Annotated in this window: 16 protein-coding genes and 1 tRNA gene; 7 read left to right on the top strand and 10 right to left on the bottom strand. The window is 35.7% G+C overall.

What is annotated here, in order from left to right; translation table 11 throughout:
* Positions 1 to 180 precede the first annotated feature (180 nt).
* Together MKX53_RS08825 and MKX53_RS08820 are read right to left on the bottom strand one after the other, a co-directional pair.
* Positions 181 to 558 (bottom strand): rRNA methyltransferase, encoded by a 378-nt coding sequence (locus MKX53_RS08825; RefSeq protein WP_093534224.1) that lies wholly within the window; start codon positions 556 to 558, stop codon positions 181 to 183.
* 104 nt (positions 559 to 662) lie between these two features.
* The gene (locus MKX53_RS08820) at positions 663 to 1,202 is read right to left on the bottom strand and encodes a helix-turn-helix domain-containing protein (protein ID WP_340910691.1); all 540 of its coding nucleotides are present in this window, start codon (positions 1,200 to 1,202) and stop codon (positions 663 to 665) included.
* Positions 1,203 to 1,326: 124 nt separating this feature from the next.
* Between MKX53_RS08820 and MKX53_RS08815 the strand changes: the two genes are divergently transcribed.
* The 6 genes from MKX53_RS08815 to MKX53_RS08790 all read left to right on the top strand — a co-directional run bounded on the left by MKX53_RS08815 (position 1,327) and on the right by MKX53_RS08790 (position 6,475).
* The gene (locus MKX53_RS08815; RefSeq protein ID WP_340910689.1) at positions 1,327 to 2,754 is read left to right on the top strand and encodes a SulP family inorganic anion transporter; all 1,428 of its coding nucleotides are present in this window, start codon (positions 1,327 to 1,329) and stop codon (positions 2,752 to 2,754) included.
* Positions 2,755 to 2,770: 16 nt separating this feature from the next.
* Entirely contained in the window at positions 2,771 to 3,190 is a 420-nt protein-coding gene (locus MKX53_RS08810) for a universal stress protein (protein ID WP_340910687.1), read from the top strand.
* An 86-nt stretch (positions 3,191 to 3,276) separates the two neighbouring features.
* Positions 3,277 to 3,348 (top strand) — tRNA-Asn (locus tag MKX53_RS08805).
* A gap of 174 nt (positions 3,349 to 3,522) precedes the next feature.
* Complete coding sequence (locus MKX53_RS08800; RefSeq protein WP_093534232.1) at positions 3,523 to 5,193, top strand: ribonuclease J; 1,671 nt, start codon at positions 3,523 to 3,525, stop codon at positions 5,191 to 5,193.
* Between the two features lie 19 nt (positions 5,194 to 5,212).
* Positions 5,213 to 5,464, top strand: coding sequence for a (4Fe-4S)-binding protein (locus tag MKX53_RS08795; RefSeq protein ID WP_093534234.1), 252 nt, complete (start codon positions 5,213 to 5,215; stop codon positions 5,462 to 5,464).
* Between the two features lie 192 nt (positions 5,465 to 5,656).
* Positions 5,657 to 6,475, top strand: a complete 819-nt coding sequence (locus MKX53_RS08790; RefSeq protein WP_340910685.1) for a GNAT family N-acetyltransferase — start codon at positions 5,657 to 5,659, stop codon at positions 6,473 to 6,475.
* A gap of 46 nt (positions 6,476 to 6,521) precedes the next feature.
* Here the strand turns inward: MKX53_RS08790 and MKX53_RS08785 are convergent, their stop codons facing one another.
* Entirely contained in the window at positions 6,522 to 7,064 is a 543-nt protein-coding gene (locus MKX53_RS08785; protein WP_340910683.1) for a GNAT family N-acetyltransferase, read from the bottom strand.
* Between the two features lie 285 nt (positions 7,065 to 7,349).
* Here MKX53_RS08785 and MKX53_RS08780 point away from each other — a divergent pair, with 285 nt between their 5' ends.
* The gene (locus MKX53_RS08780) at positions 7,350 to 8,252 is read left to right on the top strand and encodes a hypothetical protein (RefSeq protein WP_340910682.1); all 903 of its coding nucleotides are present in this window, start codon (positions 7,350 to 7,352) and stop codon (positions 8,250 to 8,252) included.
* A gap of 244 nt (positions 8,253 to 8,496) precedes the next feature.
* Here MKX53_RS08780 and MKX53_RS08775 read toward each other — a convergent pair whose 3' ends face one another.
* From MKX53_RS08775 to MKX53_RS08745, 7 genes are all read right to left on the bottom strand, one after another.
* Positions 8,497 to 8,682 (bottom strand): hypothetical protein, encoded by a 186-nt coding sequence (locus MKX53_RS08775; protein WP_093534240.1) that lies wholly within the window; start codon positions 8,680 to 8,682, stop codon positions 8,497 to 8,499.
* Between the two features lie 158 nt (positions 8,683 to 8,840).
* Positions 8,841 to 9,872 carry a LacI family DNA-binding transcriptional regulator gene (locus tag MKX53_RS08770; RefSeq protein ID WP_340910681.1) on the bottom strand — a complete coding sequence of 344 codons (1,032 nt, stop codon included), beginning with the start codon at positions 9,870 to 9,872 and terminating at the stop codon, positions 8,841 to 8,843.
* A 47-nt stretch (positions 9,873 to 9,919) separates the two neighbouring features.
* Positions 9,920 to 11,584, bottom strand: coding sequence for a glycoside hydrolase family 13 protein (locus tag MKX53_RS08765; protein WP_340910678.1), 1,665 nt, complete (start codon positions 11,582 to 11,584; stop codon positions 9,920 to 9,922).
* Between the two features lie 73 nt (positions 11,585 to 11,657).
* Positions 11,658 to 13,187, bottom strand: coding sequence for an alpha-amylase family glycosyl hydrolase (locus tag MKX53_RS08760; RefSeq protein WP_340913298.1), 1,530 nt, complete (start codon positions 13,185 to 13,187; stop codon positions 11,658 to 11,660).
* A gap of 34 nt (positions 13,188 to 13,221) precedes the next feature.
* Entirely contained in the window at positions 13,222 to 14,064 is an 843-nt protein-coding gene (locus MKX53_RS08755; protein WP_093534246.1) for a sugar ABC transporter permease, read from the bottom strand.
* Entirely contained in the window at positions 14,064 to 15,344 is a 1,281-nt protein-coding gene (locus MKX53_RS08750; RefSeq protein WP_093534248.1) for a carbohydrate ABC transporter permease, read from the bottom strand. The genes MKX53_RS08755 and MKX53_RS08750 overlap by 1 nt, the downstream gene beginning before the upstream one ends.
* 203 nt (positions 15,345 to 15,547) lie before the next feature.
* On the bottom strand, positions 15,548 to 16,846 hold the full coding sequence (locus MKX53_RS08745) for an extracellular solute-binding protein (RefSeq protein WP_340830552.1): 1,299 nt from the start codon (positions 16,844 to 16,846) through the stop codon (positions 15,548 to 15,550).
* Between the last annotated feature and the right edge of the window lie 156 nt (positions 16,847 to 17,002).

The following is a 17,002-nucleotide window of genomic DNA, read 5'->3' as shown; positions in this document are numbered from 1 at the left end:
TTAATAATTCACTACAAGCTATACAGTGAGTTATTGTTGAGTATTAAAATTATTTGTGTCGTAAACAATTTTTCTCTGATATCTCACTATTACTAGTATACTTCAATAATGAAACGTAACTTAGTATAATATATATTATGACCACATCCCTATTTTATAATTTCGATTATGTACTCTTCTTTACTCTTTTTCTATTCTATATCGCCAATTTGCATTTTTTACATCCTCTATATTTATGTAGCTTTCGCTTGCCTCGATTACATCATTTAAATTTAGCTTATTACTCTTAGCAAACAATCGCAAACTCTCCAGTGTTTCCTTATCACAGGTTGTACGAAATTCTATGCGATCTTTCGGTCTGTTTTTCTTGTCGTACATTAATGCACTTTCGTTTAATATATTTTCAAACCCGTTTTCTAATAAATAACCAATATGCGAATTTGACTCTTTTGCCATTACTTTGAGCTTTTTTATTAAACTGGCACTTATACGCGTTTTATATTCAGTTCTCGTTTCATCGACAGTTTGTATTAACTTTCCATTTACTATTTTCCACATATTTTTCACACCTTTTCAAAGTTTGTATTTTATTGTGCTCTATTTCTTTCATAAAGGCCTTCTAAACTATTTTAAGACTTAATAATAAGTTTACCCCTATCCTTCTATTTAAACTGGTCTAAATAGCGATATAAAGTAGATTTACTAATGCCAGTTTCCTCTTTTATTTGCTGCAGTGTATATGCTTTGCTGTCATACATAGCAAAAGCTTTATTTAAATTATCATCTGACTTTTTCGGTCGGCCAATGATTTTCCCTTGCTTTTGGGCTTCACGGACCCCAAAAATGGATTGGTGACGTTTAATTTTCGTTTGTAAATTCGTCAATAACTCTAATAACTCTAGGAGCCTCATCGATAAAATATCTGTATTACTTAGATTTTCATCGATAAATGTGACAGTCACTTCGTCTCTTTCAAATACTCTTAATAAATCTTGGAATTGAGTGAGAGAATCCGCAAGCACTACGAAATTTTGTACATACAATTGATCCCCCTTTGAGAGCTGCATGACTACGTCTTCTAGTACATGTCTTTTTTTCATACAGGGATGTTGCTCTATATAGACTTCTGCATGTTTTATATCCACTAGCTGTAACTTAACATCTTCATCATTTATTAATGGTCTTTTGTATCCGAATTTCATTTTTCTCCTCCAATTTCCCAAAAGCATTCCTATTTAGGAAAAGACATGTTATGATATGACAGATTGTCCTAAAACACAGGTTTTTGGGACATTATAAATTGACTATATCCGAAGGAGAACCTATATGCAAACTATTCAACAACAGTGGTTTGGAAATATTCGAGGCGACATATTATCAGGAATTGTTGTCGCACTTGCACTCATTCCAGAAGCCATTGCTTTTTCAATTATCGCTGGTGTGGACCCTATGGTTGGTCTTTACGCTTCCTTTAGTATAGCTGTCATTATCGCTTTTGTCGGTGGTAGACCGGGTATGATATCTGCTGCTACTGGTGCCATGGCACTTGTTATGGTTAATTTGGTTGCTGATTATGGGTTGAATTATTTATTGGCTGCTACAATTTTGACTGGAGTCATTCAAATTTTCTTAGGGGTCTTGAAAATAGCAAAACTAATGCGTTTTATCCCTAATTCAGTCATGATTGGCTTTGTTAATGCATTGGCTATTTTAATCTTTATGGCACAGGTCCCTCATATCTTAGGGGAAGGCATATTAACGTATGTATTTGTCGCTGTTACATTAATAATTGTCTATACAGTACCACGATTTATAAAAGGGGTTCCTGCCCCACTAATTGCGATCGTTATTTTAACTGCAATAACATTTATATTTGGTATTGAATTAAAAACGATTGGAGATTTAGGTACGATAACGCAAAGTCTACCAAGCTTTTTCTTACCGAACGTACCATTCTCTTTAGAAACTATTCAAATAATACTGCCTTACTCTTTAGCACTAGCTATTGTTGGTTTACTTGAATCGTTGTTAACTTCACAAATAGTTGATGATATGACGGATACAAAATCAGATAAAAACCGGGAAGCACGTGGACAAGGAATCGCTAACTTTATCACAGGATTTTTCGGTGGTATGGCTGGTTGTGCGATGATTGGACAATCGATGATTAATGTGAAGTCTGGCGGACGTGGCCGTCTATCTACATTGGTTGCTGGGGTTTTCTTAATCTTTTTAATCATAGTTTTAGGTGATTTAGTAATTGATATTCCAATGCCCGTGTTAGTTGGAATAATGATTATGGTATGTATTGGTACATTTGATTGGTCTTCGTTTAAATATATTGTGAAAGCACCACGTGCAGATGCAGTTGTGATGATTGCGACTGTTGCAATCGTTGTCTACACGGATAACTTAGCTATCGGTGTGGTAGTAGGTGTTATATTAAGTGCCTTATTCTTTGTTGCTTCGATCTCTAGGGTGAAAATAACGGAACATGATGGCATATATATTATTGAAGGTCCCCTTTTCTTTGCTTCTACTCAACATTTTGTTCAAACAATGGAAAAAACAACAGCAAAAACTATTACAATAGATTTATCGAGTAGCCATTTGTGGGATGAATCATCCGTTGGAGCAATTGTTAAAGTTGTTTCAAAATTAGAAGAACAAGGAAAATCGGTATCAGTAATTGGGTTGAATCCAGCTAGTGAACTGCTATATCAAAAACTTTTAGGGATTACAACTTCACACTAAGGAGGACTAGTTATGTATGTATCCACACATTCTTTTAGCAACAGATGGCTCTGAAAACTCCGTTCGTGCCGCAAAAGAAGCGATTAAACTGGCAATGTGTTCAGCCAATTCTAAAGTCGAAGTAGTGATGGTCACAGATTTTGACAAATCAAAGCAAGATATTCTACATGCACAATCAGCAGAATCTTTGCTGCTAGAGCGCAAACGTAAAATTTCCAATGTAGAACAGTTACTAAAAGATGAACAAGTGAATTATAAAATTACTTTTTTAAAAGGATCCCCTGGTCCAGAAATTGTTCGATATGCAAAGGAACAAAAAGTTGATCTTGTAGTTGTTGGCAGTCGAGGTTTAAACACTTTACAAGAAATGGTGTTAGGTAGCGTCAGCCATAAAGTGATGAAGCGAGTCCACTGCCCTGCATTAATAGTTAAATAAGAATTATTTAACTATATTTTTTAAAAAATTAGTTGTATATAATAAACAAAGTTTGTTCATAATAAGTTTTGTAAGATATTTATAATTCCGTAGTAGCTCAGTGGTAGAGCAATCGGCTGTTAACCGATTGGTCGTAGGTTCGAGTCCTACCTCCGGAGTTCAGAGCTAAAAAAGAATGGTTGATCGTGACTTTAGTTCACGACCAACCATTCTTTTTGTTATCAGTGCCATTTATGTACTTCTTCCCTTTGCCTTAAGTAAATTAAAAAACCCCTTATAAAAGTGGGATATGAGGCAATACTTAGAAGAGCATTTTTGAATGGAGGATAAGGATGAATACTACTAACAGTAAAGTATCTATTTTTGCATTAGGTGGAGTAAATGAAATAGGGAAAAATATGTATGTCATTCAATCAGATGACGATATAGTGGTCATCGACTGTGGTTCCAAGTTTCCCGATGAAACCCTGCTAGGTATAGATTTAATCATTCAGGATATTTCCTACTTATTGGAGAATGAGGATAAAGTAAGAGGGTTAATCATTACACATGGTCATGAAGATCATATTGGTGGTATCCCCTACTTTCTGAAACAACTTAATGTACCGATTTATGCAACCAATTTAACGGTAGGCCTAATCGAAATTAAATTGAAGGAGCATGGGTTATTAAGAAATACACAACTATTTTTAATAGACTCCGACTCCAAACTGAGACTAGGAACCATTAAGACATCTTTCTTTCGAGTTAGTCACAGTATACCTGATTGCCTAGGTGTAGCATTTCATACTTCACAAGGAACAATTGTACATACAGGAGATTTTAAATTTGATTTAACACCTGTAGATGAACAATATCCGGATATTCATAAGATGGCCGAGCTTGGCAACAAGGGCGTGTTACTGCTCCTATCAGAAAGTACGAATGCCGAAAGACCAGGATTTACTGCTTCCGAACAAAAAATTGCTGCACAAGTCGAAGAAGCGTTTCGAAATGCACCAAGGAAGATTTTCATCTCTACCTTTGCCTCCAATGTGCACAGGGTACAGACAATAGTAAATGCTGCTATTAAGACCAATAGGAAGATTGCATTATTAGGCAGAAGTATGGTTAATGTAGTAGCTGTTGCGATGGAACGAGGGTATTTAACTATTCCCGAAGACATGCTAATCGATCAAAACGAAATTAATACGATGAATCCTGAGAATGTTGTGATCTTATGTACAGGGAGCCAAGGAGAACCGATGGCTGCCTTGTCTCGCTTAGCAAGTTCAAGCTACCGTAATGTAGAGGTGCTTCCGGAGGACACGATTATTTTCGCAGCTGGACCAATTCCTGGCAATGAAAAGAGTATTACAAGAATTATAGACAACTTATATACTTTAGGTGCTCATGTTATATACGGCTCCGGTAATGTTACTGGCATGCATGTATCAGGTCATGCTTGCCAAGAAGAACTCAAACTGATGCTTACTTTGATGAAACCAAAATACTTTATTCCTATTCATGGCGAATATCGTATGCTCCATCACCATCAGCTGTTAGCAGAATCTGTTGGTGTGGAACGAAATAATATATTTATCGTTCAAAACGGGGATGTCGTGGACATTGTAGATGAAAAAGCTGTTCAAACGAGAAATATAGAAGCTGGAAATGTATTTGTCGATGGGTTTGGTATTGGAGACGTCGGGGAAATTATATTACGAGATCGAAAATTGCTTTCAGAGGATGGGATGTTAGTAATTGTTACCACTCTAAGCAAAGCAAATAACAAGATTATTTCAGGACCGGATACAATTTCTCGCGGATTTGTCTATGGTCCTGAGTCCGAAGAGCTTATAAAAGATGTGAACCAAAATGTACGATCTACTATTTCGAAAACAAGGGATACAAACAAAAACCAACGTGTTCTAAAACAAAACATTAAAAAATCTCTAGAAAAGCTGTTATATAGTCGAACTAAAAGAAAACCTATGATACTTCCTATAATTATCGAATTGTAAACAAATTGGAGGTAACCCGATGGCAGATACAGAAGAAGATTTAATCAAACTAGGTTATAAAAAATATTACGGAGATGAATTAGATATATACTTTCATCCCATAAAATGTACACATGCTGCAAACTGCATTAAATACCTCCCTTCTGTTTTTGATGTAAACAATAAGCCATGGATTTATCCAAACGGAGCACTTAGAGAAGATGGGAAAAGAGTCGTTCAAAATTGCCCCAGTGATGCGCTACGATTTATCGATAAAAGAACCGTTCATTAGAATAATTTTCTAATGAACGGTTCTTATTTTTCAGAAAAAACATATTATTTTAAGCTGATTCGTTATATATTAATAAAGTGAGTTAATTTCACAATAGTAATAATATCTGGATTAGGTTGATTTTCGCTTTCCACGGCCCTTGGACAGCACTTATATCGACAAGAATATACTATGGATACAAAAGGAGCACTTATGCTAACTACTAAACAATTAGAAGATATCGAGGCACTGCAAAAAGAATGTGAACTACATGATAAACTTCAGCTGAAGTTAAATTGGGATATGCTGAAAACACGTACGGATAATCATTATGACTTCTTCCTGTATGACAACGATGTACTGATAGCTTTTCTAGGTTTATATCCTTTTGGTACGACAGTTGAGGTTTGCGGAATGGTTAAACCGACGGACCGCAGAAAACATCATTTCTCCAATTTATTTGAAGAAGCTATGACTGTTGCAAAAATACAGGGCTTTCATAAAATATTGTTGAACGCTCCTGCTGGTTCTGACGAGGCAAAAGCATTTTTGAAACACTATAAAGCAGTGTATTCCTTTTCAGAACATCAAATGAAATGGGAACCAAGAGAACTGGAAGAAGTATCTGGATTCACCTTACGGAAAGCTGAGCAAAAGGACCTTCCCTTACGTGTTCAGTTAAATATTGAATCATTTGGATTAGATGACAAAAGTTCCTTAGAAATAGAAAACCGAGTTGACTTAGAAATGGATAACAGCGTGTATATTATCGATACACATGAACAATCTGTAGGTAAAATAAGAGTTAAGGTTGAAGACGAGGAAGCTTGGATATACGGTTTTAGTATACTTCCCCACTTCCGTGGCAAAGGAATTGGACGAAAAGTATTACAATCTATCGTTAAGAAATATGCATCGCAAGGTAATTCTCTCCACTTAGAAGTCGAAACGGAAAATATGCATGCGTTAAGTTTATATGAATCTATTGGATTTCAAATAGTCCACGCACAAGATTACTACATATACAAATAATTCAAACCCTGATATAACGTTAACTTAGTTACATCAGGGTTATATTTTACTTTTTCCAATCGTTTGCGAGCATTCCATAAACCACATGATCCACATAATGGTCATATAGCCACTCTGCCTCCCTTACACAGCCTTCTTCCTGAAAACCTATTCTGTCTGGAATAGCCCTACTTTTTTTGTTTTCTACAGCTGCGCGAATTTCTACACGATTTAATTGTAATTCTACTAATGCATAATCCACAAAAGCCTCTACTGATTTTGTCATTAACCCTAATCCCACATAATCCTTTCCTAACCAATACCCAATACTCGTTGATTTGTTATTCCAATCAATTTTATGGAAACCGATTACTCCAGCAAGATTGCCTTCATACCAAATACCCGCTTGAAAGCCGTTATTCTCACTAAACTGCTTCATAGTCGATTGGATGAACATCTTCGTGTCTTCAGAAGTACGAGTAAAATCAATAAATGGTAACCATTCTCTTAACGTATCCTTCGATTGAACAGTTAATGCGAACAAATGTTCAGTGTCCCGTAAATCGAGCATTTTTAGGTAAGTTTGGTCATTAATTTTGTATGAAAACATGAATTTCCTCCTTTTTCACATCTTTTAGTTTACATAATATTATTATGTGAACATTTACACGTGTTTTTTTGTAAGTCGCTAAATATTCTGTCTAAATATAGATCTAGTTTGTAATATAACATATTCTCTTCAAACAAAACCACAGGATTTTTTCAAACAAGATTTCCTATTGAACTACATCTCTGTTTTCATTTTGCTGAATGGTCTCATATTAAATTATTATTGAAATATAATTATTATTTTGTATGTAATTGCATATAATTTAATATTAATAGAGACAATGAGGTGAGAAAAATAAATCATCTAAATACAAACAAGGAAAAGAGGACATTTTTTCAATGGCTTAACTTTTTGATTCCATACTTTTATACAGCGGGAATTACGCTTATAATATCGTGGATGGTTATTGCATCCATACTGATTGGTTTTAATATATTGAATGAAAATCCAAAAGCTTTTTTTCTTCAAAATGAAAATACTAGCCCAACAAATGCAAGTGGAACGGCGTTTTCGATTATTGTCCAGCCCTTTGTGGAATCCAATTTTAATCAAATCATTTTTCGGGGAATCTTTCTTCTTTTCATTTGGTTGCTTTTATTTCTCACAATACCCGTTGCTTTTAAGCGTTTAAAAAGATTTAAGTTCTTAAATCTTGAATTTGAGGTAGATAATATTGAACAGGCTGCTATAGAAACAGTTGAAATCAGCGGTACTAAAGCTAGACTTATGGCGTACTTCACTGGAGATGATGCATCAGGACGGGCCTTAGATTTTTTATCTCAATCTACTATAGATTTTAAGGAAGTACTAGAATATTTCCTAGCTGAAACTCAACTAGGATACAAAAATCATCCGATAAATGGTGTCTTTACGTATAAAATATACAATGGTACAGCACCTGAAAAATTGCATGTGTTAGTAGAAGAATCGAAAGAATCTGGGGAATCTGCGGTTTACAACAAAATCGATGAGGATAATTTATGGAAGAAAAGCTATCTTATTTTGTATTTCCCTTATAATCATACTGAGTACATTACTGTAATAGAAAGTTATTCCTATTCATTTGATATTTTAGACAAATATTTATTTGAACTGCTCCATAAAACTATTAGTAAAAACCTAGAAAATATTGAGTATATGGTCGCCTTAACAAATAATGATGAGGATACGAGCGTAGAAAACTCTTGATCAAAATTATGTATTATCGAGAAAGGACTGATAAATATCGTAAGTGTAAATACTCCGATCAATACCGAAGAAGTTAAAAAACGTGCAACAAAAAATTTAAGCCGATTTAGCGTAAGACAAAAAAATAAGAATATTAAAGCTATAACCGGTGATATAGTAAAACCAATACACATTAGTAAATCAGAGCCATTGGTTAAACGAATGACATGTTATCAAAGAAATAATTAATGATTACCCACTTTATTTAAAGCGGGTAATTTTTTTTATGTTTTAAACTTTTCGAGTGTTTTTTTGCTATTTCTTGCATAATTGGCGAAGATCCTACTAAATCCGCGGCCTGTTTTATCGGCAAGCTTCTTAGATTTAACTCACTAATGCTCTTAAATTTTTCTCCCTTTAAATACCTTTTATAAATTTCTGATATCTTCATGGTGTATATACCCCCTTCTATACCACTAAGTCCGTATGTTTATAGAGTAGTATATTCGGGGCTTTCAAAAAGAGCCTTCATATATTGCCTTTAGTCATAATTAGTTTACATAATATTATTATAAATTGCCTTTTGAATATGTACTGTATATAAATGTATTATTCTACATCCGGGGCAACATCACATGACTGCCTGATAACAAGTGTATGGGGAATTATAATTCGCTTAACAGGATCATTTTCATTTTTTAAGAGTTGGATTAAATTACTTGCTGCCTGGTAGCCAAGTTCTTTTATATTAATATCAATAGAAGTAAGTGGTGGCCTAGACATCTCAGCAAACAACGCATTATTAAAGCTAACAATAGAAACTTCAGTAGGGATTTCTATTTGCATTTCAGTAAGTGTATTCACTACTCCGACTGCCATTAAATCGTCTGTTACAAGTAAAGCTGTTGGTGGAATAGTTCTTCTAAGCAGTGCTTTTACAGCTTCCTGCCCACCTTCACGAAGAAAGTCCCCATGAATAATATAATCCTCATCTATATCCATGTCAGATGCCCTAAGTGCCTCTTTATAGCCATTTAGACGATCTAATGTAACTGTTAAACTCGGACTTCCACCTATAAAGCCAATTTTACGATGACCGAGCCCTATTATATAATCGGTAGCCTCTTTTGCAGCCATATAATTGTCGTTATCCACATGAGTAATCTTATCAACGAGGTCGTAAGGTTTTCCAATGACGACAAACGGAAATTTTCTTTTAGTTAAATACTCCATAATTTTATCGTCAATCATCGAATACAGAAGGATTATTCCATCTACTCTGCCACCTTGAACCATTTGTACGACCCCTTCATAAGAATCGAATTCTGTTTTACCACTGGTCATTTGCAATGCATAGTGATTATCATGTACACCTTCGCTTAATCCCTGTATAACCTCTGAAAAGAATGGATTTTGAAAAAACACGCCAGATGAGTGAGGTAAAACAAGACCTATCACTTTAGTCGACTGACTGGCTAGGCTACGGGCAATAAAATTCGGATGATATTTAAGTTCATCCATCGCGTCCCTTACTCGTGTCTTCGTGTCTTCGCTTATCCGGGGACTATTAGCAATCACCCGGGAAACAGTCGAAGGAGCAACTTTAGCTAGCTTCGCCACATCTTTAATTGTAATCGCCATTAGAAATTCCTCTCTCTCTCTCTTTCGCTAACCTTACATCGGTTATATTACTTGTATAAGTATACTCTTACTTCAAATGGATTAAGAGTTATAGTCTCGGATAGCTGCTCCGGTGCATTCTCATAATTATATAGTATAAGATCTGTGTTACGTTTCGGTAAATGTTTTAACTTAAGTTCCGTAATTTGTTGTCTAAAATTACATAACACAAACGCAAACTGATCTCCTATTGTTCGTGAGTAGACGTATACATCGGGATGCTCTTCTTGTATCACATCATATTCTCCATACACAAATAGAGGATTTTCTTTCCTTACTTGAATCATTTTCTTATAGAAATGATAAATAGAATTCTCATCTCCTAATTGATTTGCAACATTAATCGTTAAATAATTCGGATTGACTTTCATCCACGGCTCACCTACTGAAAATCCGCTATTTAAAGTACTATCCCACTGCATCGGAGTTCTTGAGTTATCACGGCCATTTCGCCAAATAACCTCCATTACCTCTTCATGCGACTTACCGTTCGCTATTTCTAAATCATAAAAATTCTTCATGCCAATATCATCATAGTCATGAATAGATGGAAACTGAACGTTTGTCATGCCAATTTCCTGGCCTTGATAGATAAATGGAGTTCCTTGCATCAAGAAGTAGCAGGCAGCTAGCATTTTGGCACTTTCATTCCAGTACTCTTTGTCATTTCCCCAGCTCGAAACACTCCGTGTCTGATCGTGATTTTCAAGGAATAGAGCATTCCATCCTTTTGAGTGTAATCCTTTTTGCCATTTAGTTAGAACTTGCTTTAAAGCAATAACATCTACGGAGTTATTTAGGTCCTTATTCCAGAGTCCGAGATGTTCAAACTGAAAGATCATATTAAACTTTCCATTTACTTCTCCAACCCACTCGTCTGCCTCATCGATTCCTACTCCATTTGCTTCACCAACAGTCATAATATCGTATTTAGCAAAAGTTTCTTCTTTCAACTCTTTTAAATACTCTTGAATACCTGGTTGGTTCGTATGCATATCAAAAGAGGAAACATATTTTTCAGCATTGGGATTTGGCATATCTGGTAACTCATCTCGTTTCTTAATATGACTGATCGCATCTACACGGTAACCATCGATACCTTTGTCGAGCCACCAATTCACCATATTAAATAGTTCATGACGCATCTCTGTATTTTCCCAATTTAAGTCAGGCTGTTTCGTGGCAAACAGATGGAGATAATATTGGTTCGTAAGTTCATCATGTTGCCATGCGCTTCCAGAGAAAATACTTTCCCAGTTATTCGGTTCTTGATCACCCTTACCATCCTTCCAAATATACCAATCCCTTTTAGGATTATCTTTAGAAGAACGAGATTCAATAAACCAAGGATGTTCATCACTTGTATGATTGATTACTAGATCAAGAATTAGTTTCATCCCTCTTGCATGAATTTCTTCTAATAACTCATCGAAATCATCCATATTGCCATACTGCTTTGAAATACCCTGATAATCGCTAATATCATATCCATTATCTGCATTAGGTGACTTATAGAAGGGACTGACCCATATAACGTCTACTCCTAAGTCCTTCAAGTAATCTAATTTGATAATGATTCCACGTAAATCACCTATTCCGTCACCATTGCTATCCATGAAACTTCTAGGATATACCTGATAACTTACTGCCTCTTTCCACCATTTTTCGTTCATGTCTATAGACTCCTTTCGTGCTGCACATTCTTTCGTAAGTTATGACTACCTTTGGATTAAATTTAATAACAAATTATTGTTTTGTCCGTTTGAAGCGAAGGACCAAAAAAACTAATAATATTACTATTATTCCTATCACAATGCTCAAAACTAAACGATTATCTGACTTTTCATTGACGAACTCATATATTTCGGACTGTCCACTTTCCAACTTGAACGTGTACCCATCCTCATTATTACCTGAGTTAACTAATTCACCAGCTAATAACCCTTTTAGCTGTTTCCCTTTTTCTATACCCTTATCTAAAGCAATCTTTTTAGCTTCTGACGTATTATTGATGGCTACTATTACGGTTTCATCCCCGTAAGTTCTCTTATAAAGAGTAAGTCCTGCATCATCCACTAAAAGTTTCATTTCTCCCCTTGTAAGAGATAACTGCTGCTGCCTAACAGCACCGAGTTTTTTTACAAACGTTGTCAATTCTTCATCTGCTCCAAAATTCATCATTCGACGATTGTCTGGATCGTTTCCTCCGTCTAATGCTATTTCTGTCCCATAGTAGAAGATAGGAATGCCAGGAGCAGTATACATATAAGTTAGCGCTAGCTTTAACTGAGTAACCGGGTCTTGGTTATTTTGGATTGCTAAATTAGCGAACCTTTGCATATCATGATTATCTATGAATTGTCCTAGCAGTTCTGGTCGATCAAACAATTTGTTATTTCGCTCATTATTTGAAAATAACCATCCTAGAGACTGATTTGGTTTTTCAAAAGCTGCACGGAGACTTTCATTTTGCGAAAAATCCATGAAACCATCAATCCCAGTTTCCTCATATCCAGCTACTATATTAGGGTTATCATGCCAAACCTCTCCTATAAGAAAGAAGGATTCTTTCACCGTTTTAAGTTCAGCAGAGAAGTCCTTCCAAAACTCCTTTGGAACATGTTTAACTGTGTCGAGTCTGTAACCATCGATATCTGTTTCTTGAATCCACCATTTTGCTGCATCTATTAGGTACTTACTTACCTCTGGATTTTCTTGATCTAAATCGGGTAAATCATATAACCAACCGTTTTCAACTTCTTCTTGATCATTCCAATTAGAAATAGACTTTTTTTCATGAAACCAATCATTTTTAGTAGAATCATTAAGCCACTCATGATTTGGTCCAACATGATTAACGACAAAATCTAAAATGACTTTTATATCGCGTTTGTGCGCTTCGGTTACAAGTGTTTTAAACTCTTCCATGGAACCAAAATAGGGATTCGTTTGATAGAAATCCTTAATCCAGTATCCATGATAACCGTTATTCATATTTTCAAATATGGGAGTTAACCAAATTGCTGTATAACCCATTTCTTTTATATAATCTAGCTTGTCGGTAATTCCTTTAAAATCCCCACCATGATAAGCAAGTGGATCGTTAATGTTAGCGTCTTTGTCATTACTCATATTTCCATTGTTAAATCGGTCCACCATAATCATGTATATAACCTCATCCTGCATCCGTTTCTCCTCACTTGCTAGAGATTGCTGCGGATTTGATACGGCAATTACAAGAAATAATAAAATGAATAGCACTCTACTTTTAGTCATGGTCATCTTAAGCAACTTCTTTCCTTTGAAGTCATTAACCCTTCGTACCACCAGCAGTTAAACCAGAGATAAAATACTTTTGGAATGATAGGAAAAGTATTGTAATTGGGATTGCGATTAAAACAGACCCCGCTGCAAATGTAGTAAACTCATTCCCAAACTGTTTGGAAACTAGTTCGTATAGACCTACACCCATTGTGAACTTCTCTTCACTACGTAACATAATACGAGCAAGTATGAAGTCTCCAAACGGAGCGATGAATGAAAATAATGCTACTACTGCTAAAATTGGTTTTGATAAAGGCATGATAATTTGCCAAAAAATGCGTAAATGACCCGCTCCATCCATACGTGCAGATTCATCCAGTTCTTTTGGAATCGTATCCAAATAGCCTTTCATTAACCAAGTATTCATTGGTATTTGACCACCAACATAAATAAGTATTAAACCAACATGCGTATCTAGCAGTCCAGTTCGCTGAGCAAGTACAAAGATAGCAATCAGTGCCGCGAAGTTTGGAATCATCTGTAGGACTAAAAAGGTAAGAAGTCCATTTTTTCTTCCGATAAATCTGTAGCGTGAGAAAGCATATCCAGTAAAAGCGACACTTAATACCGCAAATACCATCGTTATTAAACTTATCTTCATCGAATTTAAATACCATAAAACGTAATTAGAGTTTTCTATGTCAAATAAGCTCTTATAGTGCTTAAGTGTAGGATTTTCTGGAAACATTGTTGAACCTGATAGACTTTGTCCCGGGTTAAAGGAAGATCCCAGTACCCATAATAAAGGGTAAACAACAATGACGACAGCAACTAGAAGAATAAGATAAGAAACTGACAATCTGATTATTTTCTCAGTTTTATTAGTCATTACATCATATCCTCCTCTTTGAATGAATTAGTTCGTTTGAATTGCCATAACGCTACCGTAATAACAATAAGTGATAGTAGCATCGTTATTGCAGCTGCTTTCCCATATTGTCCAGAAGTCATCGTCAATTGATAAATCCAAGAGATTAAGATATCTGATCCACCGGCATTTTGACCTGGTAAAGCCGGACCACCACCGTTAAATAAGAAGATGACATTAAAATTATTAAAGTTAAATGTATATTGCGTGATCAGAATTGGCGCCGTTGCATACAGTACCATTGGTAAAGTAATACCTCGAAATTTCTGGAAGATGGAAGCTCCATCTACATTTGCGGCCTCATATAACTCATTTGGAATAGATTGCAGCACCCCAGTTGTCATTGCGAAGATGAATGGGAAACCAAGCCATGATTGTATTAAAATCAGTGCAAATCGAGTCCATAATTCTTCGGTCATCCATGGAATTGCATCAATTCCTAACATACTCAGTATTTGCGTATTAATAACGCCGAACGATTCGTTGAACATCCCTGAAAAAATTAGGATCGATACAAATGCTGGTACTGCCCACGGCAAGATTAATATTGTGCGGAAAAAAGCTTTCCCTTTTAAATCCTTTTGATTGATAACAACGGCTAAAAAGACCCCGATCACAACCTGCAAAGTGGTTGCTCCAAATGTCCAAACAATTGTCCAACCAAGTACACCAAAGAATGTAGACCTCCAAAGGTCTAATTTGAATATATCAATATAGTTTTGAATTCCTACCCAATCTACCAGTTTTGCTGGTGGTGAATGGTATAAATCATAGTTTGTAAATGAGAGAAGAATTACAAAGATTATTGGGAAAATAACTACGAAGATTAATAATAAAAATCCTGGGGAAATCATTAGATAAGGAAAACCGTTATCCAAAAGATTGTGATACTGCTCCCTCACGCTATTTAATAGGAAACCCTCATCTCGTTTTTTTCCATTGTGGTAAGCATCATATATATTGAAAGCATAAATTCCAAGACCTATGATTGCTACCAACAAGGCGATAATTCCATCGATTAATAAGAATATGGAATGATCAAGCTTTGGAATTTCTCCAAGCGTAATAAGACCCCAGAATCCCCAGTTTAGCGTTTGAGAAAAACTACTAAAGAATGCGACTGTTAATACTAAAAAGATAATTCCTTTGACAAACTGTTTATTATAAAATTGTCCAAAACCTGGGATGATGGATAGTAACCCAGCATTTTTTCTATGTTTGGTTGTGACATTACTGTTCATTGTAGTTGTCGCCTCCTTCTTTCCTATGAAAGAGAATACTCTCCTATTTTCACACGGATTTCCTTACAACATTGGCACTCATACATAATAGAGAAGCAAAGGCATATGACCCCTTAAAGGAAACATGCCTTTGCCTTGTTTGAGAATTAGTAAGTTTGCGCTAATACTCGCTGAAGTAGCTCGAGCGCTTATGCTGTTCTAAGTTATTGTGGATGGTTAGTTTCTATATTTGTTTTGATCGTTTTAACTGCATCGTCCATTGCAGCTTTTGGTTCTGCCTTACCAGTTGCAAGAGTTTGTAGTGCAGATGCTGCAGGTCCCCATACTTCCGCCATTTCTGGAATATTAGGCATAGGTATTGCATATTGGGATTGAAGTGCTACTGCTTTTGCCCCTTCATTGTCCGCAATAATCGGATCTTCAATCAATGTTGTAACTGGTGGAATCTCTTGTGTTAATTCAAAACGAATTTTTGCATTTTCTTCATTTGTTAACCATTCTATTAATTTAGTTGACCAATATGGATGTTCTGTAAATGCGGATACATGCCATCCTTTAACTCCCATAAATGTCTTCATATGCTCACCATTTGGTAAGGTTGGCATTGCAGCTACTCCAATATCAATCCCAGCGTCTTTCATCCCTTGGAATGCCCAAGGACCGTCCATTACAGATGCGACTTTCCCTTCATTGAATAGACCATCTTTCGCTGATCCACCGCTATCCCCTATAATTCCTTTAGGGAATAAACCTTCTGCATACCATTTTTGAATATATTCTGCACCAGCTATACCGCCTTCATTGTTTAAACCAACATCATCTCGGTCAAGGGCTCCATCATTCTCTTTGAATACATATCCCCCCATACCTCCAAAGACTCCGTGTGCAAAGTAGAAGTCATCCCATTTTGCTAAGAATCCAAACTTTTTACCATCTGTAAATTCATTTGCAAAAGCATAAACTTCATCCATTGTTTCTGGAGCTTCTTCCATTAAAGCCTTATTGTAAATAAATACTGGTGTCTCTGTAGCTTTTGGTAACCCGTATAATTTTCCATCATATTTCTGTGCAGTAACAGCTGATTCACTGAAAGTAGAAAGGATTTCATCACTTACTTCAATTTCCTGAAGTAACCCTTCTGTCACAACTTGACCAATTTGATCATGAGGTAAAGTAACTACGTCTGCACCAGTTCCCGAAGGACCATCTAAACGTAGCTGATCACGCATTTTATCCGCCATACCTAATTCTTTAAATTCAACCTTAATACCGTATTCCTTTTCGAAAGATTCGATAGCAGGTTTTAGAGCGATAGATTTATCTGTATCCTCCCAAACTATAAGTGTTTCAGGTTTTGCTGGTTCTTCTGAAGATTCAGCCCCAGTTTCTGTTTCTTTTTCATCTGTTTTCGCAGGAGTTGTTTCCTCCCTTTTCGGTCCACATGCAACTAATAATGCCAATGTAATAATGAGCATGAACAACAAAGTTAAAGACTTTTTCATTTGTACCCCTCCTATTTTTTGGTTTAAACCTACGCTAAGTTGGACAAACGCTTGCACAATTCAGTAAAAAGAAAGCGCTATCATTAGTTATTAAAAATAATTTCTTTCAATTACTTATAAGTCTATATATAAGATTGAAAGAATAATATATTAGTA

Origin of the sequence: Psychrobacillus sp. FSL K6-4615, from assembly GCF_038008225.1 — a bacterium.
Lineage (GTDB): Bacteria > Bacillota > Bacilli > Bacillales_A > Planococcaceae > Psychrobacillus > Psychrobacillus psychrotolerans.
This window is presented reverse-complemented; position numbering and strand designations above follow the sequence as displayed.

What these genes read in the sequence shown, in the direction of transcription:
- MKX53_RS08750 (WP_093534248.1), bottom strand. Translation starts at nt 15,344, where the DNA reads ATGAACAGTAATGTCACAACCAAACATAGAAAAAATGCTGGGTTACTA.
- MKX53_RS08755 (WP_093534246.1), bottom strand. Translation starts at nt 14,064, where the DNA reads ATGACTAATAAAACTGAGAAAATAATCAGATTGTCAGTTTCTTATCTT.
- MKX53_RS08795 (WP_093534234.1), top strand. Translation starts at nt 5,213, where the DNA reads ATGGCAGATACAGAAGAAGATTTAATCAAACTAGGTTATAAAAAATAT.
- MKX53_RS08810 (WP_340910687.1), top strand. Translation starts at nt 2,771, where the DNA reads ATGTATCCACACATTCTTTTAGCAACAGATGGCTCTGAAAACTCCGTT.
- MKX53_RS08775 (WP_093534240.1), bottom strand. Translation starts at nt 8,682, where the DNA reads ATGAAGATATCAGAAATTTATAAAAGGTATTTAAAGGGAGAAAAATTT.
- MKX53_RS08765 (WP_340910678.1), bottom strand. Translation starts at nt 11,584, where the DNA reads ATGAACGAAAAATGGTGGAAAGAGGCAGTAAGTTATCAGGTATATCCT.
- MKX53_RS08745 (WP_340830552.1), bottom strand. Translation starts at nt 16,846, where the DNA reads ATGAAAAAGTCTTTAACTTTGTTGTTCATGCTCATTATTACATTGGCA.
- MKX53_RS08760 (WP_340913298.1), bottom strand. Translation starts at nt 13,187, where the DNA reads ATGACTAAAAGTAGAGTGCTATTCATTTTATTATTTCTTGTAATTGCC.
- MKX53_RS08825 (WP_093534224.1), bottom strand. Translation starts at nt 558, where the DNA reads ATGTGGAAAATAGTAAATGGAAAGTTAATACAAACTGTCGATGAAACG.
- MKX53_RS08785 (WP_340910683.1), bottom strand. Translation starts at nt 7,064, where the DNA reads ATGTTTTCATACAAAATTAATGACCAAACTTACCTAAAAATGCTCGAT.
- MKX53_RS08800 (WP_093534232.1), top strand. Translation starts at nt 3,523, where the DNA reads ATGAATACTACTAACAGTAAAGTATCTATTTTTGCATTAGGTGGAGTA.
- MKX53_RS08815 (WP_340910689.1), top strand. Translation starts at nt 1,327, where the DNA reads ATGCAAACTATTCAACAACAGTGGTTTGGAAATATTCGAGGCGACATA.
- MKX53_RS08820 (WP_340910691.1), bottom strand. Translation starts at nt 1,202, where the DNA reads ATGAAATTCGGATACAAAAGACCATTAATAAATGATGAAGATGTTAAG.
- MKX53_RS08790 (WP_340910685.1), top strand. Translation starts at nt 5,657, where the DNA reads ATGCTAACTACTAAACAATTAGAAGATATCGAGGCACTGCAAAAAGAA.
- MKX53_RS08770 (WP_340910681.1), bottom strand. Translation starts at nt 9,872, where the DNA reads ATGGCGATTACAATTAAAGATGTGGCGAAGCTAGCTAAAGTTGCTCCT.